The organism is Pseudomonas sp. RA_15y_Pfl2_54 (assembly GCF_963971015.1).
In the GTDB taxonomy this organism is placed as follows: domain Bacteria; phylum Pseudomonadota; class Gammaproteobacteria; order Pseudomonadales; family Pseudomonadaceae; genus Aquipseudomonas; species Aquipseudomonas baetica_A.
This window is the reverse complement of sequence record NZ_CAXAPN010000001.1, coordinates 1-19407: the sequence shown is the minus strand read 5'-3', so window position 1 is coordinate 19407 and position 19407 is coordinate 1. Positions and strand designations below refer to the sequence as shown.

Here is a 19407-nt window from a genome sequence, read left to right as displayed (position 1 = left end):
AAACCTCGTGTGAACCGGCGGCGATTCTACCAGTCCCATCGGAAGACGGGGTATATCGCGACGCTATGACACGCCTACATGAAACTCTCTTCATGCAAGGCAAAAAACGCTGCGCTTGATAGTGTGCATCCATCCAGTATTTGCCCGTATACTCCTACGTTTTCGACGCCCGCCGAGCGAGGCCACTTTGGACAAGATCCTGATACGTGGGGCCCGTACCCACAACCTGAAGAACATCGACCTGACCCTGCCACGGGACAAGCTGATCGTCATCACCGGCCTGTCCGGATCCGGCAAGTCGTCCCTGGCCTTCGACACACTCTACGCCGAAGGTCAGCGCCGCTATGTCGAATCCCTGTCGGCTTACGCCCGGCAGTTCCTGTCGATGATGGAAAAACCCGACGTCGACACCATCGAAGGCCTGTCGCCTGCGATTTCCATCGAACAGAAATCGACCTCGCACAACCCCCGCTCCACGGTCGGCACCATCACCGAAATCTACGACTATCTGCGCCTGCTGTATGCACGCGTCGGTACGCCCCGCTGCCCCGACCACGACATTCCACTGGAAGCACAGACCGTCAGCCAGATGGTCGACCTGGTACTGGCCCAGCCGGAAGGCAGCAAATTGATGCTGCTGGCCCCGGTGATCCGCGAGCGCAAAGGCGAACACTTGTCGGTGTTTGAAGAGCTGCGCGCTCAGGGCTTCGTCCGTGCCCGGGTCAATGGCCGGATCTGCGAGCTCGACGAGCTGCCGAAACTGGATAAACAGAAGAAGCATTCGATCGACGTGATTGTCGACCGTTTCAAGGTTCGCGCCGATCTGCAGCAGCGTTTGGCCGAATCGTTCGAGACCGCACTCAAACTGGCGGACGGCATTGCCCTCGTGGCGCCGATGGACGATGAGCCGGGCGAAGAGATGATCTTCTCCGCGCGTTTCGCCTGCCCGATCTGCGGCCACGCGATCAGCGAGCTCGAACCAAAACTGTTTTCCTTCAACAACCCGGCCGGCGCCTGCCCGACTTGCGATGGCCTGGGCGTGAAGCAATTCTTCGACATCAAGCGACTGGTCAATGGTGATCTGACCCTGGCCGAAGGGGCCATTCGCGGCTGGGACAGGCGCAACGTCTACTACTTCCAGATGCTGGGCTCATTGGCTTCGCATTACGGGTTCAGCCTCGAAGTGCCCTTCAACGAACTGCCAGCCGATCAGCAGAAATTCATCCTGCACGGCAGCGGCTCGCAGAACGTCGACTTCAAATACCTGAACGACCGTGGCGATATCGTCAAACGTTCGCACCCGTTCGAAGGCATCGTGCCGAACCTCGAGCGTCGCTACCGCGAAACCGAATCGGCGAGCGTGCGTGAAGAGCTGGCCAAGTTCCTCAGCACTCAGTCTTGCCCGGACTGCCGTGGCACCCGTCTGCGTCGTGAGGCTCGGCATGTCTGGGTCGGCGAAAAAACGCTGCCGGCAGTGACCAATCTGCCGATTGGCGATGCATGTGAATACTTCGGCGAACTGAAAATGACTGGCCGTCGTGGCGAAATCGCGGACAAGATTCTCAAGGAAATCCGCGAGCGCCTGCAGTTTCTGGTCAACGTGGGCCTGGACTATCTGTCGCTGGATCGCAGTGCCGACACGTTGTCCGGCGGCGAAGCACAGCGGATCCGGCTGGCCAGCCAGATCGGTGCCGGCCTGGTGGGCGTTCTGTATATCCTCGATGAGCCTTCCATCGGCTTGCACCAGCGTGATAACGACCGGCTGCTCGGCACACTCAAACACCTGCGCGACATCGGCAACACAGTGATTGTGGTCGAGCACGACGAAGACGCGATTCGCCTGGCTGACTATGTCGTGGATATCGGCCCCGGTGCCGGTGTGCATGGCGGACAGATCGTTGCCGAAGGTACGCCAGCCGAAGTCATGGCGCACCCCGATTCCCTGACCGGCAAATACCTGTCGGGCCGGGTGAAGATCGAGGTGCCGGCCAAGCGTACACCGCGCAACAAGAAACAGGTTCTGGCGCTCAAGGGTGCACGGGGCAACAACCTGCGCAACGTCGATCTGGAAATTCCGATCGGCCTGCTGACTTGCGTGACGGGTGTTTCCGGCTCGGGCAAATCGACCCTGATCAACAACACCCTGTTCCCGCTGAGCGCTACCGCACTCAACGGTGCGACCACTCTGGAAGCAGCCGCGCACGACAGCATCAAGGGCCTGGAACATCTGGACAAAGTGGTCGACATTGATCAGAGCCCGATTGGGCGCACACCACGGTCCAACCCGGCAACTTATACCGGGCTGTTCACCCCGATCCGGGAACTGTTCGCCGGCGTGCCCGAGTCGCGTTCCCGAGGCTATGGCCCGGGGCGTTTCTCGTTCAACGTCAAGGGCGGTCGCTGCGAGGCGTGCCAGGGTGATGGCCTGATCAAGGTTGAAATGCACTTCCTGCCGGATATCTATGTTCCGTGCGACGTGTGCAAGAGCAAACGCTACAACCGCGAAACCCTTGAGATCAAATACAAGGGCAAGAACATCCACGAAACTCTCGAGATGACCATCGAAGAGGCTCGAGTGTTCTTCGACGCGGTACCGGCACTCGCGCGCAAGCTGCAAACCTTGATGGATGTGGGGCTGTCGTACATCAAGCTGGGGCAGTCGGCTACGACCTTGTCCGGTGGTGAGGCGCAGCGGGTCAAACTGTCCCGTGAGTTGTCCAAACGCGATACCGGCAAGACGCTGTACATCCTCGACGAGCCGACCACGGGCCTGCACTTCGCGGATATCCAGCAATTGCTCGACGTCCTGCATCGCCTGCGCGACCACGGCAACACCGTGGTGGTGATCGAGCACAACCTTGACGTGATCAAGACTGCCGACTGGCTGGTCGATCTCGGGCCTGAGGGTGGTTCCAAGGGTGGCCAGATCATTGCCACCGGCACGCCCGAGGAAGTGGCCGAGATGAAGCAATCTCACACCGGCCATTACCTCAAGCCACTGCTGATCCGTGATCGGGCCTAGACACCGAGCATGAAAAAGCCCCTGTCACTTCGTCAGTGACAGGGGCTTTTTTGTATTACATGTCAGGTGTGGGATTGCAGGTAGTTCTGGAGACCGATCAGCTTGATCAGGCCCAACTGCTTTTCCAGCCAGTAGGTGTGATCTTCTTCGGTATCGTGGAGCTGAACGCGCAATATCTCACGGCTGACGTAGTCGTTGTGCTGTTCGCAGAGCTCGATGCCTTTGCACAATGCCGCACGGACTTTGTACTCAAGGCGCAGATCGGCTTCGAGCATCTCCGGGACGGTGGTGCCGACATCCAGATCATCCGGACGCATGCGTGGCGTACCTTCAAGCATCAGGATCCGGCGCATCAACGCGTCAGCATGGCCTGCTTCTTCTTCCATCTCGTGGTTGATTCGTTCGTAGAGCTTGGTGAATCCCCAGTCCTCATACATCCGCGAGTGGACAAAATACTGATCACGCGCGGCTAGTTCGCCGGTCAGCAACGTGTTGAGGTAATCGATAACGTCTGGGTGGCCTTGCATCGCCCTACATCTCCCTGCTTGAAAGGCTGTAGTTTGAACCAACCTGACTGTCAGGTCACCCTCCATGCGCAATAAAAGCGAAGATAATCTGAGAAAAGCAGGCTAAATAACGCAAAAACCGCCCTAATGAGGGCGGTTCTGCTTCTCGTTTAGACTTCGTTAAGCTGTACGTTGAGCAGCTTTGCAATTGCTTCGCCATACGCCGGATCAGCTTTGTAGAAATGCTGCAACTGGCGATCCACAACATCAGGCGTCACACCGGCCATCGCTCCTGCAATGTTACTGACCAGCAGCGCTTTCTGTTCGTCATTCATCAAGCGGAACAGTGCCCCCGCCTGACTGTAGTAATCACTGTCCTCGCGATGATCGTAGCGGTCAGCCGCACCGCTCAAGGCCAGCGCCGGCTCTGCATAACGCGGCGCTTGTTTGGGCGACTCTACGTAACTGTTCGGCTCGTAATTTGGCGCTGCGCCACCGTTGCTGCCGAAAGCCATCGAACCGTCGCGCTGGTATGTGTTCACCGCACTGCGTGGCGCATTCACAGGCAATTGCTGGTGATTGGTACCAACACGGTAGCGGTGAGCATCAGCGTAAGCGAATACACGACCTTGCAGCATACGATCCGGCGACAAACCGACGCCAGGCACCATGTTGCTCGGGCCGAACGCGGCCTGCTCGACTTCAGCGAAGTAGTTCAGCGGATTGCGGTTCAGCTCCAGCTCACCTACTTCGATCAGCGGGAACTCTTTCTGCGACCAGGTCTTGGTCACGTCAAACGGGTTCTCATAGTGCGCCGCTGCCTGAGCCTCGGTCATGATCTGAATGCACACGCGCCATTTCGGGAAGTCACCGCGCTCAATTGCTTCAAACAGATCACGCTGCGCGTAATCCGGGTCAGTGCCAGCCAGACGAGCGGCATCAGCCGGCGCAAGGTTTTTGATGCCTTGCTGGGTCTTGTAGTGCCACTTCACCCAGTGACGCTCGCCTTGAGCGCTGATCAGACTGTAAGTGTGACTACCAAAGCCGTGCATGTGACGGTACCCGTCCGGGATCCCGCGGTCAGAAAAAAGAATGGTGACTTGGTGTAACGCTTCCGGCGAATGCGACCAGAAGTCCCACATCATCTGCGCACTCTTCAGATTACTTTGTGGCAGGCGCTTTTGGGTGTGGATGAAGTCAGGGAATTTCAGCGGGTCGCGAATGAAGAAGACTGGCGTGTTGTTGCCGACAATGTCCCAGTTACCTTCCTCGGTGTAGAACTTCAGCGCAAAGCCACGCGGATCTCGCTCGGTGTCGGCAGAACCGCGCTCGCCACCTACCGTTGAAAAACGCAGGAAGGTCGGGGTTTGCTTCCCTACGGACTCGAACAGCTTAGCGCTGGTGTAATCGGTGATATCGCGGGTTACGGTAAACGTACCGTAAGCACCCGAGCCCTTAGCGTGCACCCGGCGCTCAGGAATGTTTTCACGATTAAAGTGGGCAAGCTTCTCGATCAGATGAAAATCGTCGAGCAGCAGCGGGCCTCGCGGGCCGGCGGAGCGAGAATTCTGGTTATCAGCGACAGGCGCGCCACTGGCGGTCGTAAGCGTTTTGGTCTGGCTCATACGGTCTTCTTCCTCTGTCAGTCTTGGAGCTGCCGGCTAATCGGCTTGGACGGGAGTATCAATCAACAATGTGACACCTACAAATTCATTAACCTGCACACATCGATAGAAAATTACTAATTAAACTTCCCAACACATAGTGACAACAGAACAGAGGGAGATGCTTGTACGTAAAGCGCTTTTCTTAGAGGCACAAAAAACCGGGCACTAGGCCCGGTTCTTTGTTTCAGACTGACGTCTTACTCGGCGGATACAGCTTCGCCAGCAGTAGCACGATCAACCAACTCGACGTACGCCATAGGCGCGTTGTCGCCAGCGCGGAAACCGCACTTGAGGATGCGCAGGTAGCCACCCTCACGGGTAGCATAACGCTTGCCCAGGTCGTTGAAGAGCTTACCAACGATAGCTTTCGAACGAGTACGGTCGAAAGCCAGACGGCGGTTAGCCAGGCTGTCTGTCTTGGCCAGAGTGATCAGCGGCTCAGCAACGCGACGCAGTTCTTTGGCTTTTGGCAGAGTAGTTTTGATCAGCTCGTGCTCGAACAGCGACACCGCCATGTTTTGAAACATGGCCTTGCGGTGCGAGCTGGTGCGGCTCAGGTGACGACCACTTTTACGATGACGCATGGTTCATTCCTTACCAAACACAACGTTCGGTGATTACGACGATCAGGCAGTCGCCTTGTCGTCCTTCTTAAGACTTGCAGGCGGCCAGTTGTCGAGGCGCATGCCGAGGGACAGACCGCGGGAGGCCAGAACGTCCTTGATTTCAGTCAAGGATTTCTTGCCCAGGTTCGGAGTCTTCAACAGCTCTACTTCGGTACGCTGAATCAGGTCACCGATGTAGTAGATGTTTTCCGCCTTAAGGCAGTTAGCCGAACGTACAGTCAGTTCCAGATCGTCAACCGGGCGAAGCAGGATCGGATCGATCTCGTCTTCCTGCTCGACAACCACTGGCTCACTGTCACCTTTGAGGTCGACGAACGCAGCCAACTGCTGTTGCAGAATGGTTGCAGCGCGGCGGATAGCCTCTTCAGGATCCAGGGTACCGTTGGTTTCCAGATCAATAACCAGCTTGTCCAGGTTGGTACGCTGCTCGACACGGGCGTTTTCCACCACGTATGCGATACGGCGAACCGGGCTGAACGAAGAATCAAGCTGCAAGCGACCGATGCTGCGGCTTTCGTCTTCATCGCTCTGACGCGAGTCGGCTGGTTCATAACCACGACCACGAGCTACGGTGAGCTTCATGTTCAGGGCGCCGTTAGACGCCAGGTTAGCGATTACGTGATCGGGATTAACGATCTCGACATCATGATCCAGCTGAATATCGGCAGCGGTAACCACCCCCGAACCCTTCTTCGACAAGGTCAGCGTAACTTCGTCACGACCGTGCAGCTTGATGGCCAGACCTTTAAGGTTCAACAGGATTTCAATTACGTCTTCCTGTACACCTTCGATGGCGCTGTACTCGTGGAGCACACCGTCAATCTCGGCCTCGACTACTGCGCAGCCGGGCATTGAGGACAACAGGATGCGTCGCAGCGCGTTGCCCAGGGTGTGGCCAAAACCACGCTCGAGAGGCTCGAGAGTGATCTTGGCGCGGGTTGGACTGACAACCTGCACATCAATATGGCGGGGTGTCAGGAACTCATTTACCGAAATCTGCATGGATGCACCTATTTTCTAGCCCTTACTTGGAGTAGAGCTCGACAATCAGGCTTTCGTTGATGTCGGCGGACAGATCACTGCGAGCAGGAACGTTCTTGAAAACGCCCGACTTCTTCTCAGTGTCTACTTCTACCCATTCTACGCGGCCACGTTGGGCACACAGATCGAGAGCTTGGACAATGCGAAGTTGGTTTTTTGCTTTCTCGCGAACTGCAACCACGTCACCAGCACGAACCTGATACGACGGAACGTTTACGGTCTGACCGTTAACGCTGATCGACTTGTGCGATACCAGCTGACGGGATTCGGCACGAGTCGAACCAAAGCCCATACGGTATACAACGTTGTCCAGACGGCATTCGAGCAGTTGCAGCAGGTTTTCACCAGTTGCACCTTTCTTGCCAGCAGCTTCTTTGTAGTAGCCGCTGAACTGACGCTCGAGAACGCCGTAAATACGACGGACCTTCTGCTTTTCACGCAGTTGGGTGCCGTAGTCGGACTGGCGACCGCGGCGTTGGCCGTGGATACCAGGTGCTGCTTCAATGTTGCACTTCGATTCGATCGCGCGCACGCCGCTCTTCAGGAAGAGATCGGTGCCTTCGCGACGAGCGAGTTTGCATTTTGGACCAATGTAACGAGCCATTCTTTACAATCTCCTGGATTACACGCGGCGCTTCTTCGGCGGACGGCACCCGTTGTGCGGGATTGGCGTCACGTCGGTGATGCTGGCGATCTTGTAGCCACAGCCGTTCAAAGCGCGGACTGCGGATTCACGACCTGGACCTGGACCCTTGACGTTAACGTCAAGATTTTTCAGGCCATATTCCAGCGCAGCTTGACCAGCACGTTCAGCAGCCACTTGAGCAGCAAACGGGGTGGACTTGCGGGAACCGCGGAAACCCGAACCACCGGAGGTAGCCCAGGAAAGAGCGTTACCTTGACGGTCGGTAATGGTCACGATGGTGTTGTTAAAAGATGCATGGATGTGGGCGATGCCATCAACCACTGTCTTTTTAACTTTTTTACGAGGACGAGCAGCAGGTTTTGCCATGATTAAATTCCTGTCGATTCGCTGGGGCGATTACTTGCGGATCGGCTTACGCGGACCTTTACGGGTACGCGCGTTGGTCTTGGTACGCTGACCGCGCACTGGAAGACCGCGACGATGACGCAGACCGCGATAGCAACCGAGGTCCATCAAGCGCTTGATTTTCATGTTGATTTCGCGACGCAGGTCACCTTCAGTGGTGAACTTCGCCACTTCGCCACGCAGCTGTTCAATTTGCTCGTCGCTCAGATCTTTGATCTTTGCTGCTGGGTTTACCCCAGTCTCTGCACAGATCTTCTGTGCAGTAGTGCGACCGACACCATAGATGTAGGTCAGCGAGATAACAGTATGCTTGTTATCTGGAATGTTAACGCCTGCAATACGGGCCATTCAGTGGGACTCCAATTGACAGCTACCTACGCCCCGGAAGCCAAGAAATAGGGCGCGAGATAATATCGCTGTAATAACAAATAATCAACCCGGTAGCGCACTAGCTACCGGGCTTGAAGCACAATCACACTCAGCCTTGGCGCTGTTTGTGACGCGGTTCCGCGCTGCAAATTACTCGAACAACACCTTCGCGGCGAATAATCTTGCAGTTACGGCACAGCTTTTTCACCGATGCACGAACTTTCATCACCAACTCCTCGAACCTTATGGGTACTCAGCGCAACATGCCGCTGCCGTAACCCTTCAGGTTGGCTTTCTTCATCAGGGATTCGTACTGGTGCGAAACGAGGTGCGATTGTACTTGAGACATGAAGTCCATCACAACCACGACCACGATCAGCAACGAGGTCCCGCCAAGGTAGAACGGAACGTTTGCTGCAACCACCAGGAACTGGGGCAACAAGCACACGGCCGTCATGTAAAGAGCACCGAACATGGTCAAGCGGGTCAGAACGCCATCAATATAGCGCGCAGACTGCTCACCTGGACGGATACCCGGAATAAAGGCACCGGACTTCTTCAGGTTTTCCGCTACGTCTTTCGGATTGAACATCAACGCCGTATAGAAGAAGCAGAAGAAAATAATCCCTGCACTAAACAGCAGAATATTCAACGGCTGACCAGGAGCGATCGACTGCGAGATGTCCTGCAACCAGCCCATACCTTCAGACTGACCAAACCAGGCACCCAACGAAGCCGGAAACAGCAAAATGCTGCTCGCGAAAATAGCCGGAATAACACCGGCCATGTTCACCTTCAGCGGCAAGTGGCTTGTCTGCGCAGCAAAAACCTTACGACCCTGCTGACGCTTGGCGTAATGAACAGCAATACGACGCTGACCACGCTCAATGAACACCACAAAACCGATAATCGCTACTGCCAGCAAACCGATGGCAACCAAGGCAAAAATATTGATATCACCCTGACGCGCAGACTCGAAAGACTGCCCGATCGCTCTCGGAAGACCGGCGACGATACCCGAAAAAATCAACATCGAGATACCGTTACCTACACCACGCTCAGTAATCTGCTCACCCAGCCACATCATGAACATCGCACCAGCCACAAAAGTGGATACCGCGACGAAATGGAAGCCAAAGTCACCAGTGAACGCAACGCCCTGCCCCGCCAGACCAATGGACATGCCAATGGCCTGAACGAGAGCGAGGACGACGGTGCCGTAGCGGGTGTACTGGCTGATCTTGCGACGGCCAGCTTCACCTTCCTTCTTCAACTGCTCCAACTGCGGACTGACGGCTGTCATCAGTTGCATGATGATCGATGCCGAAATGTACGGCATGATCCCCAATGCAAAGATGCTCATCCGTTCCAGCGCGCCGCCGGAGAACATGTTGAACAAGCTAAGAATGGTCCCCTCATTCTGTCGAAACAGGTCTGCGAGTCGGTCCGGGTTGATACCTGGAACCGGGATGTGTGCGCCTATTCGGTAGACGATAATCGCCAGGAACAGAAAACGCAGACGAGCCCAAAGTTCAGACATACCGCCTTTGCCGAGCGCAGAGAGAGCACCTTGCTTAGCCATTTATTCCTCGAACTTGCCGCCAGCTGCTTCGATAGCCGAACGCGCACCTTTGGTGGCGCCGATTCCCTTGCCGATAGTGACAGCGCGAGTCACTTCACCGGACAGCATGATTTTTACACGCTGTACGTTGACGTTGATCACGTTGGCATCTTTCAGGGACTGCACGGTGACGATGTCGCCTTCCACTTTAGCCAGCTCGGACAAACGCACTTCTGCGCGATCCATGGCTTTCAGGGAAACGAAACCGAACTTCGGCAGACGACGATGCAGCGGCTGTTGACCGCCTTCAAAGCCTGGAGCAATGGTGCCACCGGAGCGGGAGGTTTGACCTTTGTGACCACGGCCACCAGTCTTACCCAAACCACTACCGATACCACGGCCCGGACGATGCTTTTCGCGACGGGAACCCGGCGCTGGACTCAGATCATTGAGTTTCATCGATTAACCCTCGACACGCAGCATGTAGTAAGCCTTGTTGATCATCCCGCGATTCTCGGGAGTATCCTGAACTTCTACAGTGTGACCGATGCGACGCAGACCCAGACCCTTAACACACAGTTTGTGGTTAGGGATTCGGCCGGTCATGCTTTTGATCAGCGTTACTTTAACGGTAGCCATGATCAGAAGATCTCCTTGACAGTCAGACCACGCTTGGCAGCGATGGACTCAGGAGATTGCATGGCTTTCAAACCCTTGAAAGTGGCGTGAACCACGTTTACAGGGTTAGTCGAGCCGTAGCACTTGGCCAGAACGTTCTGAACACCAGCAACTTCGAGGACAGCACGCATAGCGCCGCCAGCGATGATACCGGTACCTTCAGAAGCAGGCTGCATGTACACCTTCGAAGCGCCATGAGCGGACTTCATTGCGTACTGCAGAGTGGTGCCGTTCAGGTCAACCTGGATCATGTTGCGGCGAGCAGCTTCCATTGCCTTCTGGATCGCAGCAGGCACTTCACGCGACTTGCCACGGCCGAAGCCAACACGCCCTTTACCATCACCAACCACGGTCAACGCGGTGAAAGTGAAGATACGGCCGCCTTTAACGGTTTTGGCTACGCGGTTAACTTGAACCAGCTTCTCAATGTAGCCTTCGTCGCGCTTTTGGTCGTTATTTGACATAACTTAGAACTCCAGCCCAGCTTCACGAGCAGCATCAGCCAGCGCTTTAACGCGGCCATGGTACTTGAAGCCAGAGCGGTCGAAAGCCACTTGCGAGACGCCAGCGGCCTTAGCACGCGTAGCGACCAGCTGGCCAACCTTTGTGGCCGCGTCGATGTTGCCAGTGGCGCCATCACGCAGTTCTTTATCCAAAGTCGAGGCACTTGCCAGGACTTTGTTGCCGTCGGCCGAGATGACCTGGGCGTAGATGTGCTGCGACGAGCGGAACACGCAGAGACGCACGACTTCGAGTTCGTGCATTTTCAGGCGTGCTTTGCGAGCGCGACGCAGTCGAGTAACTTTTTTGTCGGTCATTTGCTATGCCCTACTTCTTCTTGGCTTCTTTACGACGGACGACTTCGTCCGCGTAGCGCACACCTTTGCCTTTGTACGGCTCTGGTGGACGGAAGTCGCGGATCTCAGCGGCCACTTGACCCACCAGCTGCTTATCGATGCCCTTGATCAGGATATCGGTCTGGCTAGGAGTCTCAGCGGTGATGCCTTCCGGCAGTTCGTAATCCACTGGGTGCGAGAAGCCAAGGGCAAGGTTCAAAACCGTGCCTTTTGCTTGCGCTTTGTAACCAACACCGACCAGCTGGAGCTTACGCTCGAAGCCTTGGCTTACGCCTTGGACCATGTTGTTTACCAACGCACGCGTGGTACCGGCCATTGCGCGAGTTTGTTGATCGCCATTGCGAGCAGCAAAACGCAGCTCACCAGCTTCTTCAACAATTTCAACAGACGAATGGATGTTCAGTTCAAGAGTACCCTTGGCACCCTTCACCGAAAGCTGTTGGCCTGCGAATTTTACTTCGACACCGGCTGGCAGCTTAACGGGGTTCTTAGCGACGCGAGACATGCTTATCCCCCCTTAGAACACAGTGCAAAGAACTTCGCCGCCGACACCGGCAGCGCGCGCAGCACGATCCGTCATCACACCTTTGTTGGTGGAGACGATAGACACGCCAAGACCGCCACGAACTTTCGGCAGATCTTCAACGGACTTGTACTGACGCAGGCCTGGACGACTAACGCGCTTCACTTCTTCGATAACCGGACGGCCTTCGAAGTACTTCAGCGAGATGGACAACGACGGCTTAGCGTCGGTGGTGATCTGAAAATCCGCGATGTAACCTTCGTCCTTCAGGACTTTTGCTACAGCCACCTTCAACGTGGAAGACGGCATGCTTACGACAGACTTTTCAGCCATCTGGGCATTACGGATTCGAGTTAGCATGTCCGCTAACGGGTCCTGCATACTCATGGGCTAGACGCTCCTAAAACAGAAAAATTAGCCTTGCGGCTACTACTTGTCGCCGAGAACTTCCGGGCATGAAAAACACGGGCTCAGGCGAGCCGGTCATTCTAGACACACCCCAGAAATGAATCAAGCCCCAAAAGGGGCTTGATTCAAATTCAAGGCCACCGATGGTCAGGTTCTTGCGAAACCGACCATCAAGGCTTTGACAGCGATTACCAGCTGGCTTTAACCAGACCTGGAACGTCACCACGCATTGCAGCTTCACGCAGCTTGTTACGGCCAAGGCCGAACTTGCGGTAAACGCCGTGCGGACGACCAGTCAGGCGGCAACGGTTACGCATGCGCGAAGCGCTTGCATCACGTGGTTGCTTCTGCAGAGCTACGGTAGCCTCCCAACGCGCTTCTGGACTTGCGTTCAGATCAACGATGATAGCTTTCAGCGCTGCACGCTTGGTGGCGTACTTGGCAACAGTGAGCTGACGCTTCAGCTCACGGTTTTTCATGCTCTTCTTGGCCATTTTCCTACTCCAATCAGTTGCGGAACGGGAATTTGAAAGCACGCAGCAGAGCGCGGCCTTCATCATCGTTCTTGGCAGTGGTGGTCAGGGTAATGTCCAGACCGCGGAGAGCATCGATCTTGTCGTAGTCGATTTCCGGGAAAATGATCTGCTCTTTCACACCCATGCTGTAGTTACCACGACCATCAAAGGACTTGGCATTCAGGCCGCGGAAGTCGCGAACCCGAGGCAGGGAGATCGACAGCAGACGATCCAGGAACTCGTACATACGCTCACGGCGTAGAGTCACCTTGACGCCGATCGGCCATCCTTCACGGACTTTAAAGCCAGCGATGGATTTACGAGCGTAGGTCACAACGACTTTTTGGCCGGTGATCTTTTCCAGGTCAGCAACAGCATGCTCGATGACTTTTTTGTCGCCGATCGCTTCGCCCAGACCCATGTTCAGGGTGATTTTGGTAACGCGCGGAACTTCCATCACGTTCGAAAGCTTAAGTTCTTCCTTAAGTTTCGGAGCGATTTCCTTCCGGTAAATCTCTTTTAGTCGTGCCATGGTCTTCTACCTAGCAGTGTTCAAGCATCAACCGCTTTTTGGGTCGACTTGAAGACACGAATTTTCTTACCGTCTTCAACTTTGAAACCAACGCGGTCAGCCTTGTTGGTTTCGCCATTGAAGATGGCTACGTTAGAAGCGTGCAGTGGCGCTTCTTTCTCGACGATACCGCCTTGTACGCCCGACATCGGGTTAGGCTTGGTATGACGCTTGACCAGGTTCAGACCACCAACAACCAGACGGTTGTCAGCAAGAACCTTCAGCACCTTACCGCGCTTACCTTTGTCTTTGCCGGCGATCACGATGATCTCGTCGTCACGACGAATCTTTTGCATGTCGGATCTCCTTACAGCACTTCTGGGGCGAGCGAGACGATCTTCATGAACTTCTCAGTACGAAGTTCACGGGTCACTGGCCCAAAGATACGGGTGCCGATCGGCTCTTGCTTGTTGTTCAGAAGAACAGCAGCGTTGCCATCAAAGCGGATAATGGAGCCATCAGCACGACGTACGCCGTGACGAGTGCGGACTACAACAGCAGTCATCACTTGGCCTTTTTTCACTTTACCGCGAGGAATTGCTTCCTTCACGGTAACTTTGATGATGTCACCGATACCAGCGTAACGACGATGGGAGCCACCCAGCACCTTGATGCACATAACACGGCGAGCGCCGCTGTTATCGGCCACATCGAGCATGGATTGAGTCTGAATCATATAATTTCTCCGACCCCTAGTCCTTAGACTTCCACAGCGCGTTCGAGAACATCAACCAATGCCCAAGACTTGGTCTTGGCCATCGGACGAGTTTCACGAATAGTGACTTTGTCGCCGATGTGGCACTGATTGGTTTCGTCGTGCGCGTGCAGCTTAGTCGAACGCTTAACGTATTTACCGTAGATCGGGTGCTTAACGCGACGCTCGATCAGAACGGTGATGGTTTTGTCCATCTTGTCGCTGACAACACGGCCAGTCAGCGTACGGACAGTTTTTTCGGCTTCAGCCATGATCACTTACCTGCCTGCTGGTTGAGCACAGTCTTCACGCGAGCGATGTCACGCTTAACTTGCGAGAGCAGATGAGACTGCCCCAACTGGCCAGTTGCTTTCTGCATACGCAGATTGAACTGGTCGCGCAGCAAGCCGAGCAGTTGCTCGTTCAGCTGCTGTGCGGATTTTTCACGAAGTTCATTCGCTTTCATCACATCACCGTCCGTTTAACAAAGGCGGTGGCGAGCGGCAGCTTTGCAGCAGCCAAGGCAAAAGCCTCACGCGCCAGCTCTTCAGTTACACCCTCGATTTCATACAGGACTTTGCCTGGCTGAATCTGGGCTACCCAGTATTCGACGTTACCCTTACCTTTACCCATCCGAACTTCGAGAGGCTTTTTGGAAATAGGCTTATCCGGGAATACACGGATCCAGATCTTGCCGCCACGTTTAACGTGACGGGTCAGAGCACGACGCGCTGACTCGATCTGACGAGCGGTGAGACGACCACGAGCTACAGACTTCAGCGCGAACTCGCCGAAGCTGACTTTGCTACCGCGCTGAGCCAGACCACGGTTGTGGCCTGTCATCTGCTTGCGGAACTTCGTACGCTTAGGTTGCAACATTTGGCGTACCCCTTACTTAGCAGCTTTTTTACGAGGCGCTGGTGCTTGTGGTTTCAGCTCTTCTTGGCGACCACCAATTACTTCGCCTTTGAAGATCCAAACCTTTACACCGATCACACCGTATGTGGTGTGAGCTTCGTAGTTGGCATAGTCGATGTCGGCACGCAGGGTGTGCAACGGCACACGACCTTCGCGATACCATTCAGTACGTGCGATTTCAGCACCGCCGAGACGACCGCTCACTTGGATTTTGATGCCTTTGGCACCAATGCGCATGGCGTTCTGTACAGCGCGCTTCATAGCGCGACGGAACATTACGCGACGCTCCAGCTGCTGAGCTACGCTCTGCGCAACCAGCATACCGTCGAGCTCCGGCTTACGGATCTCTTCGATATTGATGTGCACAGGCACACCCATTTGCTTGGTCAGGTCCTGACGCAGTTTCTCAACATCTTCACCTTTCTTCCCGATAACGATACCTGGGCGAGCGGTGTGGATGGTGATACGTGCAGTTTGCGCCGGACGATGGATATCGATACGGCTTACGGACGCGCTTTTTAGTTTGTCTTGGAGATACTCACGCACCTTCAGATCAGCGAACAAATAGTCCGCATAAGTCCGACCGTCTGCGTACCAGACGGAGGTGTGCTCCTTGACGATTCCCAGGCGAATGCCAATGGGATGTACTTTCTGACCCATCTCTTCGACTCCGTTACTTGTCAGCAACCTTGACAGTGATATGGCAAGACCGCTTGACGATGCGATCAGCACGGCCTTTGGCACGCGGCATGATGCGCTTCAGCGAACGCCCTTCGTTGACGAAAACGGTGCTGACCTTCAGGTCATCAACGTCTGCGCCTTCGTTATGCTCGGCGTTGGCTACGGCCGACTCCAGCACTTTCTTCATGATCTCGGCGGCTTTCTTACTGCTGAAAGCCAACAAGTTGAGCGCTTCGCCCACCTTCTTCCCGCGGATCTGGTCGGCGACCAAGCGGGCTTTCTGGGCGGAGATTCGAGCGCCCGACAACTTAGCGGCTACTTCCATTTCCTAACCCCTTAACGCTTGGCTTTCTTGTCTGCTACGTGCCCACGATAAGTGCGGGTACCGGCAAACTCGCCCAGTTTGTGGCCGACCATGTCTTCGTTAACGAGAACCGGGACGTGTTGACGACCGTTGTGTACTGCGATGGTCAGACCGACCATTTGTGGCAGGATCATAGAACGACGCGACCAAGTCTTAATTGGTTTGCGATCGTTCTTCTCCGCCGCCACTTCGATCTTCTTCAGTAGGTGAAGATCAATAAAAGGACCTTTTTTCAGAGAACGTGGCACTGTCGTATCCCTCTATTTACTTGCGACGACGGACGATCATTTTGTCGGTACGCTTATTACCACGAGTCTTCGCGCCCTTCGTCGGGAAGCCCCATGGCGATACCGGATGACGACCACCAGAGGTACGACCTTCACCACCACCATGTGGGTGGTCAACCGGGTTCATGGCAACACCACGAACGGTTGGGCGAACGCCACGCCAGCGTTTGGCACCAGCTTTACCCAGCGAACGCAGGCTGTGCTCGGAGTTCGAGACTTCGCCCAGGGTCGCACGGCATTCAGCCAGAACTTTACGCATTTCACCGGAGCGAAGACGCAGGGTAACGTACACACCTTCACGAGCGATCAGCTGAGCCGAAGCACCAGCAGAACGAGCGATCTGTGCGCCTTTACCTGGCTTCAGTTCGATGCCGTGTACGGTGCTACCAACTGGAATGCTGCGCAGTTGCAACTGGTTGCCTGGCTTGATCGGAGCCAAAGCACCCGAAATCAGCTGGTCGCCAGCGCTCACGCCTTTAGGGGCGATGATGTAACGGCGTTCACCGTCTGCGTACAACATAAGAGCAATGTGAGCAGTACGGTTTGGATCGTATTCGATACGCTCAACAGTGGCTGGAATGCCATCTTTGTCGTTGCGACGGAAATCGACCATACGATAATGCTGCTTATGACCACCACCGATGTGACGCGTGGTAATACGGCCATTGTTGTTACGACCACCAGTCTTCGATTTTTTCTCGAGCAGCGGTGCGTGAGGAGCGCCTTTATGCAGCTCCTGGTTGACCACCTTGACCACAAAACGGCGGCCAGGGGAAGTCGGTTTGCATTTAACGATTGCCATGATGCACCCCTTCCTTACTCAGCACTGCTGCTGAAATCGAGATCTTGGCCTGGCTGAAGGGAGATAACTGCCTTCTTCCAGTCATTGCGCTTGCCCAGACCGCGAGCTGTGCGCTTGCTCTTACCCAAAACATTCAGGGTAGTAACACGCTCAACTTTCACGCTGAACAGGCTTTCGACGGCCTTCTTGATTTCCAGCTTGGTTGCGTCAGTCGCAACCTTGAAAACGAACTGGCCTTTCTTGTCAGCCAGAACCGTAGCCTTCTCGGAAACGTGCGGGCCAAGCAGAACTTTAAATACGCGTTCCTGGTTCATCCCAGCAGCTCCTCGAATTTCTTCACGGCCGACACGGTGATCAACACCTTGTCGTATGCGATCAGACTAACTGGATCGGAACCTTGAACGTCACGTACATCTACGTGCGGCAGGTTACGAGCAGCCAGGTACAGGTTCTGATCAACAGCGTCCGACACGATGAGAACATCGGTCAGGCTCATGTTGTTCAGCTTGCCCAGCAGATCTTTGGTTTTCGGAGTTTCAACAGCGAAATCCTGAACCACGACCAGACGATCCGTACGCACCAGCTCAGCAAGGATGGAACGCATTGCTGCGCGATACATCTTCTTGTTCAGCTTCTGGGAGTGATCCTGTGGACGAGCTGCAAAAGTGGTACCGCCGCCACGCCAGATTGGGCTACGGATAGTACCGGCACGAGCACGGCCAGTACCTTTCTGACGCCATGGGCGCTTACCGCCACCACGAACGTCGGAACGGGTCTTTTGCTGCTTGCTACCCTGACGGCCGCCGGCCATGTAGGCCACGACTGCTTGGTGAACCAGCGTCTCGTTGAACTCGCCGCCAAATGTCAGTTCGGAAACTTCGATCGCTTGAGCGTCATTTACATTTAATTGCATGTCAGCTTCCCCTTAACCGCGAGCCTTGGCTGCTGGACGTACAACCAGGTTGCCGCCAGTAGCGCCAGGAACAGCGCCCTTGACCAACAACAGATTGCGTTCAGCGTCCACGCGCACTACTTCCAGGGACTGCACGGTCACGCGCTCAGCGCCCATATGACCGGACATTTTTTTGCCCTTGAATACACGACCAGGAGTCTGGCACTGGCCGATAGAGCCTGGGACGCGGTGGGATACGGAGTTACCGTGGGTGTTATCTTGCCCGCGGAAATTCCAACGCTTGATCGTACCCTGGAAGCCTTTACCCTTGGACTGACCGGTTACATCAACCAGTTGACCAGCGGCAAAGATTTCAGCGTTGATCAGATCGCCAGCCTGGTACTCGCCTTCTTCAAGACGGAATTCCATGGTAGTGCGACCAGCGGCAACGTTCGCTTTAGCGAAGTGGCCAGCCTGAGCTGCTGTTACACGCGAAGCACGACGCTCGCCGACAGTGACTTGCACTGCACGATAGCCATCGGTCTCTTCAGTTTTGAACTGGGTGACGCGATTCGGCTCGATCTCAATGACCGTGACCGGAATGGAGACACCTTCTTCGGTGAAAATACGGGTCATACCGCATTTACGACCGACTACACCAATAGTCATGTTGTAAACCTCATGAGTGTACGGGGCTTTCACCCGCTATGGCCGCCCATTTCAGAGCGTTACACGACTAAGACCGAGTCTTAGCCGAGGCTGATCTGCACTTCCACACCGGCCGCAAGATCAAGCTTCATAAGAGCATCAACGGTTTTATCCGTTGGCTGGACGATGTCCAGAACGCGCTTATGAGTGCGGATTTCGTACTGGTCACGCGCGTCTTTGTTGACGTGCGGGGAAACCAGAACGGTAAACCGCTCTTTACGGGTAGGCAGTGGAATTGGACCACGCACTTGAGCACCAGTACGTTTCGCGGTTTCCACGATTTCCTGGGTTGATTGGTCGATCAGGCGATGGTCAAAAGCCTTCAACCTGATACGGATTTGCTGATTTTGCATTGGATTTCAGACTCCGGCTGCTATTCCCACCGGGCGCAATACGCCCGTTAAAAGGAGGCGCAATTCTATAGACGCCCCAGATAGGTGTCAACCCAATAAAAAAGCCCCCGCTGAGCGGGGGCTTTTTCAATCCATCAAGCTGACTCTACAAAAGAGACTTACTCGATGATTTTGGCTACGACGCCAGCGCCGACGGTACGACCGCCTTCACGGATAGCGAAACGCAGACCGTCTTCCATCGCGATGGTTTTGATCAGGGTAACAGTCATCTGAATGTTGTCACCTGGCATTACCATTTCAACGCCTTCTGGCA

At 55.1% G+C, this 19407-nt stretch carries 31 protein-coding genes and 1 pseudogene; 1 reads left to right on the top strand and 31 read right to left on the bottom strand.

Going from position 1 to position 19407, the window contains the following annotated elements; all coding sequences use genetic code 11:
* The first annotated feature begins 187 nt into the window (after positions 1-187).
* Positions 188-3022, top strand: coding sequence for an excinuclease ABC subunit UvrA (uvrA, locus tag AACY50_RS00160; protein ID WP_339495769.1), 2835 nt, complete (start codon positions 188-190; stop codon positions 3020-3022).
* A 62-nt stretch (positions 3023-3084) separates the two neighbouring features.
* Here the strand turns inward: uvrA and bfr are convergent, their stop codons facing one another.
* The 31 genes and pseudogenes from bfr to AACY50_RS00005 form a co-directional block, all read right to left on the bottom strand.
* Positions 3085-3549 carry a bacterioferritin gene (gene bfr, locus AACY50_RS00155; protein ID WP_339431279.1) on the bottom strand — a complete coding sequence of 155 codons (465 nt, stop codon included), beginning with the start codon at positions 3547-3549 and terminating at the stop codon, positions 3085-3087.
* 149 nt (positions 3550-3698) lie between these two features.
* A complete protein-coding gene (locus AACY50_RS00150) occupies positions 3699-5153 on the bottom strand; it encodes a catalase (protein ID WP_339495768.1) in 1455 nt (484 codons plus the stop codon).
* A gap of 239 nt (positions 5154-5392) precedes the next feature.
* Positions 5393-5779 carry a 50S ribosomal protein L17 gene (gene rplQ, locus AACY50_RS00145; RefSeq protein ID WP_003176402.1) on the bottom strand — a complete coding sequence of 129 codons (387 nt, stop codon included), beginning with the start codon at positions 5777-5779 and terminating at the stop codon, positions 5393-5395.
* 42 nt (positions 5780-5821) lie between these two features.
* A complete protein-coding gene (locus AACY50_RS00140; RefSeq protein WP_003186012.1) occupies positions 5822-6823 on the bottom strand; it encodes a DNA-directed RNA polymerase subunit alpha in 1002 nt (333 codons plus the stop codon).
* Positions 6824-6845: 22 nt separating this feature from the next.
* The gene (gene rpsD, locus AACY50_RS00135; protein ID WP_003176404.1) at positions 6846-7466 is read right to left on the bottom strand and encodes a 30S ribosomal protein S4; all 621 of its coding nucleotides are present in this window, start codon (positions 7464-7466) and stop codon (positions 6846-6848) included.
* 18 nt (positions 7467-7484) lie between these two features.
* Positions 7485-7874 (bottom strand): 30S ribosomal protein S11, encoded by a 390-nt coding sequence (gene rpsK, locus AACY50_RS00130; RefSeq protein WP_002555466.1) that lies wholly within the window; start codon positions 7872-7874, stop codon positions 7485-7487.
* A gap of 30 nt (positions 7875-7904) precedes the next feature.
* Entirely contained in the window at positions 7905-8261 is a 357-nt protein-coding gene (rpsM, locus tag AACY50_RS00125; RefSeq protein WP_009045849.1) for a 30S ribosomal protein S13, read from the bottom strand.
* 130 nt (positions 8262-8391) lie between these two features.
* On the bottom strand, positions 8392-8508 hold the full coding sequence (rpmJ, locus tag AACY50_RS00120) for a 50S ribosomal protein L36 (protein ID WP_002555468.1): 117 nt from the start codon (positions 8506-8508) through the stop codon (positions 8392-8394).
* 27 nt (positions 8509-8535) lie between these two features.
* The gene (secY, locus tag AACY50_RS00115; protein ID WP_003228718.1) at positions 8536-9864 is read right to left on the bottom strand and encodes a preprotein translocase subunit SecY; all 1329 of its coding nucleotides are present in this window, start codon (positions 9862-9864) and stop codon (positions 8536-8538) included.
* Complete coding sequence (gene rplO, locus AACY50_RS00110; protein ID WP_042561340.1) at positions 9865-10302, bottom strand: 50S ribosomal protein L15; 438 nt, start codon at positions 10300-10302, stop codon at positions 9865-9867. It lies immediately after the preceding gene.
* Positions 10303-10305: 3 nt separating this feature from the next.
* Positions 10306-10482 (bottom strand): 50S ribosomal protein L30, encoded by a 177-nt coding sequence (gene rpmD, locus AACY50_RS00105; RefSeq protein ID WP_003176408.1) that lies wholly within the window; start codon positions 10480-10482, stop codon positions 10306-10308.
* Positions 10483-10484: 2 nt separating this feature from the next.
* Positions 10485-10985 (bottom strand): 30S ribosomal protein S5, encoded by a 501-nt coding sequence (gene rpsE, locus AACY50_RS00100; RefSeq protein ID WP_003176409.1) that lies wholly within the window; start codon positions 10983-10985, stop codon positions 10485-10487.
* A gap of 3 nt (positions 10986-10988) precedes the next feature.
* Positions 10989-11339 carry a 50S ribosomal protein L18 gene (gene rplR / locus AACY50_RS00095; RefSeq protein WP_003186037.1) on the bottom strand — a complete coding sequence of 117 codons (351 nt, stop codon included), beginning with the start codon at positions 11337-11339 and terminating at the stop codon, positions 10989-10991.
* 10 nt (positions 11340-11349) lie between these two features.
* Positions 11350-11883 (bottom strand): 50S ribosomal protein L6, encoded by a 534-nt coding sequence (gene rplF / locus AACY50_RS00090; RefSeq protein WP_003176412.1) that lies wholly within the window; start codon positions 11881-11883, stop codon positions 11350-11352.
* A 12-nt stretch (positions 11884-11895) separates the two neighbouring features.
* Positions 11896-12288 (bottom strand): 30S ribosomal protein S8, encoded by a 393-nt coding sequence (rpsH, locus tag AACY50_RS00085; RefSeq protein ID WP_007966178.1) that lies wholly within the window; start codon positions 12286-12288, stop codon positions 11896-11898.
* 209 nt (positions 12289-12497) lie between these two features.
* Positions 12498-12803, bottom strand: a complete 306-nt coding sequence (rpsN, locus tag AACY50_RS00080; protein WP_003228726.1) for a 30S ribosomal protein S14 — start codon at positions 12801-12803, stop codon at positions 12498-12500.
* Positions 12804-12816: 13 nt separating this feature from the next.
* A complete protein-coding gene (gene rplE / locus AACY50_RS00075; protein ID WP_003210069.1) occupies positions 12817-13356 on the bottom strand; it encodes a 50S ribosomal protein L5 in 540 nt (179 codons plus the stop codon).
* Between the two features lie 20 nt (positions 13357-13376).
* Positions 13377-13691: a 50S ribosomal protein L24 gene (gene rplX, locus AACY50_RS00070; RefSeq protein ID WP_003186046.1), complete on the bottom strand. Its 315-nt coding sequence runs from the start codon at positions 13689-13691 to the stop codon at positions 13377-13379.
* An 11-nt stretch (positions 13692-13702) separates the two neighbouring features.
* On the bottom strand, positions 13703-14071 hold the full coding sequence (gene rplN, locus AACY50_RS00065) for a 50S ribosomal protein L14 (protein WP_002555479.1): 369 nt from the start codon (positions 14069-14071) through the stop codon (positions 13703-13705).
* Positions 14072-14094: 23 nt separating this feature from the next.
* A complete protein-coding gene (gene rpsQ / locus AACY50_RS00060; protein WP_003194644.1) occupies positions 14095-14361 on the bottom strand; it encodes a 30S ribosomal protein S17 in 267 nt (88 codons plus the stop codon).
* Positions 14362-14363: 2 nt separating this feature from the next.
* A complete protein-coding gene (gene rpmC, locus AACY50_RS00055; protein ID WP_002555481.1) occupies positions 14364-14555 on the bottom strand; it encodes a 50S ribosomal protein L29 in 192 nt (63 codons plus the stop codon).
* On the bottom strand, positions 14555-14968 hold the full coding sequence (rplP, locus tag AACY50_RS00050; RefSeq protein WP_003232424.1) for a 50S ribosomal protein L16: 414 nt from the start codon (positions 14966-14968) through the stop codon (positions 14555-14557). Before rplP ends, rpmC begins: the two co-directional genes overlap by 1 nt.
* Positions 14969-14980: 12 nt before the next feature.
* Complete coding sequence (gene rpsC / locus AACY50_RS00045) at positions 14981-15667, bottom strand: 30S ribosomal protein S3 (RefSeq protein ID WP_003176422.1); 687 nt, start codon at positions 15665-15667, stop codon at positions 14981-14983.
* 13 nt (positions 15668-15680) lie between these two features.
* Positions 15681-16013: a 50S ribosomal protein L22 gene (rplV, locus tag AACY50_RS00040; protein WP_003103908.1), complete on the bottom strand. Its 333-nt coding sequence runs from the start codon at positions 16011-16013 to the stop codon at positions 15681-15683.
* Positions 16014-16024: 11 nt separating this feature from the next.
* Positions 16025-16300: a 30S ribosomal protein S19 gene (gene rpsS / locus AACY50_RS00035; RefSeq protein WP_003228731.1), complete on the bottom strand. Its 276-nt coding sequence runs from the start codon at positions 16298-16300 to the stop codon at positions 16025-16027.
* Between the two features lie 16 nt (positions 16301-16316).
* Positions 16317-17141: a 50S ribosomal protein L2 gene (rplB, locus tag AACY50_RS00030; RefSeq protein WP_042561342.1), complete on the bottom strand. Its 825-nt coding sequence runs from the start codon at positions 17139-17141 to the stop codon at positions 16317-16319.
* 14 nt (positions 17142-17155) lie between these two features.
* The gene (rplW, locus tag AACY50_RS00025; protein ID WP_002555488.1) at positions 17156-17455 is read right to left on the bottom strand and encodes a 50S ribosomal protein L23; all 300 of its coding nucleotides are present in this window, start codon (positions 17453-17455) and stop codon (positions 17156-17158) included.
* A complete protein-coding gene (gene rplD, locus AACY50_RS00020; protein ID WP_003228735.1) occupies positions 17452-18054 on the bottom strand; it encodes a 50S ribosomal protein L4 in 603 nt (200 codons plus the stop codon). Before rplD ends, rplW begins: the two co-directional genes overlap by 4 nt.
* Positions 18055-18066: 12 nt before the next feature.
* On the bottom strand, positions 18067-18702 hold the full coding sequence (rplC, locus tag AACY50_RS00015; protein ID WP_003228738.1) for a 50S ribosomal protein L3: 636 nt from the start codon (positions 18700-18702) through the stop codon (positions 18067-18069).
* 80 nt (positions 18703-18782) lie between these two features.
* Positions 18783-19094 carry a 30S ribosomal protein S10 gene (gene rpsJ / locus AACY50_RS00010; protein WP_003186070.1) on the bottom strand — a complete coding sequence of 104 codons (312 nt, stop codon included), beginning with the start codon at positions 19092-19094 and terminating at the stop codon, positions 18783-18785.
* Positions 19095-19252: 158 nt separating this feature from the next.
* A pseudogene (locus AACY50_RS00005) lies at positions 19253-19407 on the bottom strand (hypothetical protein); the annotation flags it as partial.

Excerpts from the sequence above, each read along its gene's own strand:
- rpmD (WP_003176408.1), bottom strand. The coding sequence starts at position 10,482 with ATGGCTACCGTTAAAGTAACGCTGATCAAAAGCATGACCGGCCGAATC.
- rplN (WP_002555479.1), bottom strand. The coding sequence starts at position 14,071 with ATGATTCAGACTCAATCCATGCTCGATGTGGCCGATAACAGCGGCGCT.
- rplD (WP_003228735.1), bottom strand. The coding sequence starts at position 18,054 with ATGCAATTAAATGTAAATGACGCTCAAGCGATCGAAGTTTCCGAACTG.
- rpsN (WP_003228726.1), bottom strand. The coding sequence starts at position 12,803 with ATGGCCAAGAAGAGCATGAAAAACCGTGAGCTGAAGCGTCAGCTCACT.
- rplP (WP_003232424.1), bottom strand. The coding sequence starts at position 14,968 with ATGTTGCAACCTAAGCGTACGAAGTTCCGCAAGCAGATGACAGGCCAC.
- rpsE (WP_003176409.1), bottom strand. The coding sequence starts at position 10,985 with ATGTCAAATAACGACCAAAAGCGCGACGAAGGCTACATTGAGAAGCTG.
- rpsH (WP_007966178.1), bottom strand. The coding sequence starts at position 12,288 with ATGAGTATGCAGGACCCGTTAGCGGACATGCTAACTCGAATCCGTAAT.
- rpsQ (WP_003194644.1), bottom strand. The coding sequence starts at position 14,361 with ATGGCTGAAGCCGAAAAAACTGTCCGTACGCTGACTGGCCGTGTTGTC.
- rpsJ (WP_003186070.1), bottom strand. The coding sequence starts at position 19,094 with ATGCAAAATCAGCAAATCCGTATCAGGTTGAAGGCTTTTGACCATCGC.
- secY (WP_003228718.1), bottom strand. The coding sequence starts at position 9,864 with ATGGCTAAGCAAGGTGCTCTCTCTGCGCTCGGCAAAGGCGGTATGTCT.
- rplO (WP_042561340.1), bottom strand. The coding sequence starts at position 10,302 with ATGAAACTCAATGATCTGAGTCCAGCGCCGGGTTCCCGTCGCGAAAAG.
- rpsM (WP_009045849.1), bottom strand. The coding sequence starts at position 8,261 with ATGGCCCGTATTGCAGGCGTTAACATTCCAGATAACAAGCATACTGTT.
- rplB (WP_042561342.1), bottom strand. The coding sequence starts at position 17,141 with ATGGCAATCGTTAAATGCAAACCGACTTCCCCTGGCCGCCGTTTTGTG.
- rplW (WP_002555488.1), bottom strand. The coding sequence starts at position 17,455 with ATGAACCAGGAACGCGTATTTAAAGTTCTGCTTGGCCCGCACGTTTCC.
- rplV (WP_003103908.1), bottom strand. The coding sequence starts at position 16,013 with ATGGAAGTAGCCGCTAAGTTGTCGGGCGCTCGAATCTCCGCCCAGAAA.
- rpsK (WP_002555466.1), bottom strand. The coding sequence starts at position 7,874 with ATGGCAAAACCTGCTGCTCGTCCTCGTAAAAAAGTTAAAAAGACAGTG.
- AACY50_RS00150 (WP_339495768.1), bottom strand. The coding sequence starts at position 5,153 with ATGAGCCAGACCAAAACGCTTACGACCGCCAGTGGCGCGCCTGTCGCT.
- rplR (WP_003186037.1), bottom strand. The coding sequence starts at position 11,339 with ATGACCGACAAAAAAGTTACTCGACTGCGTCGCGCTCGCAAAGCACGC.
- rpmC (WP_002555481.1), bottom strand. The coding sequence starts at position 14,555 with ATGAAAGCGAATGAACTTCGTGAAAAATCCGCACAGCAGCTGAACGAG.
- bfr (WP_339431279.1), bottom strand. The coding sequence starts at position 3,549 with ATGCAAGGCCACCCAGACGTTATCGATTACCTCAACACGTTGCTGACC.
- rplQ (WP_003176402.1), bottom strand. The coding sequence starts at position 5,779 with ATGCGTCATCGTAAAAGTGGTCGTCACCTGAGCCGCACCAGCTCGCAC.
- rplX (WP_003186046.1), bottom strand. The coding sequence starts at position 13,691 with ATGCAAAAGATTCGTCGTGACGACGAGATCATCGTGATCGCCGGCAAA.
- rplC (WP_003228738.1), bottom strand. The coding sequence starts at position 18,702 with ATGACTATTGGTGTAGTCGGTCGTAAATGCGGTATGACCCGTATTTTC.
- rpmJ (WP_002555468.1), bottom strand. The coding sequence starts at position 8,508 with ATGAAAGTTCGTGCATCGGTGAAAAAGCTGTGCCGTAACTGCAAGATT.
- rplE (WP_003210069.1), bottom strand. The coding sequence starts at position 13,356 with ATGGCACGACTAAAAGAGATTTACCGGAAGGAAATCGCTCCGAAACTT.
- rpsC (WP_003176422.1), bottom strand. The coding sequence starts at position 15,667 with ATGGGTCAGAAAGTACATCCCATTGGCATTCGCCTGGGAATCGTCAAG.
- AACY50_RS00140 (WP_003186012.1), bottom strand. The coding sequence starts at position 6,823 with ATGCAGATTTCGGTAAATGAGTTCCTGACACCCCGCCATATTGATGTG.
- rpsD (WP_003176404.1), bottom strand. The coding sequence starts at position 7,466 with ATGGCTCGTTACATTGGTCCAAAATGCAAACTCGCTCGTCGCGAAGGC.
- rplF (WP_003176412.1), bottom strand. The coding sequence starts at position 11,883 with ATGTCTCGCGTCGCTAAGAACCCCGTTAAGCTGCCAGCCGGTGTCGAA.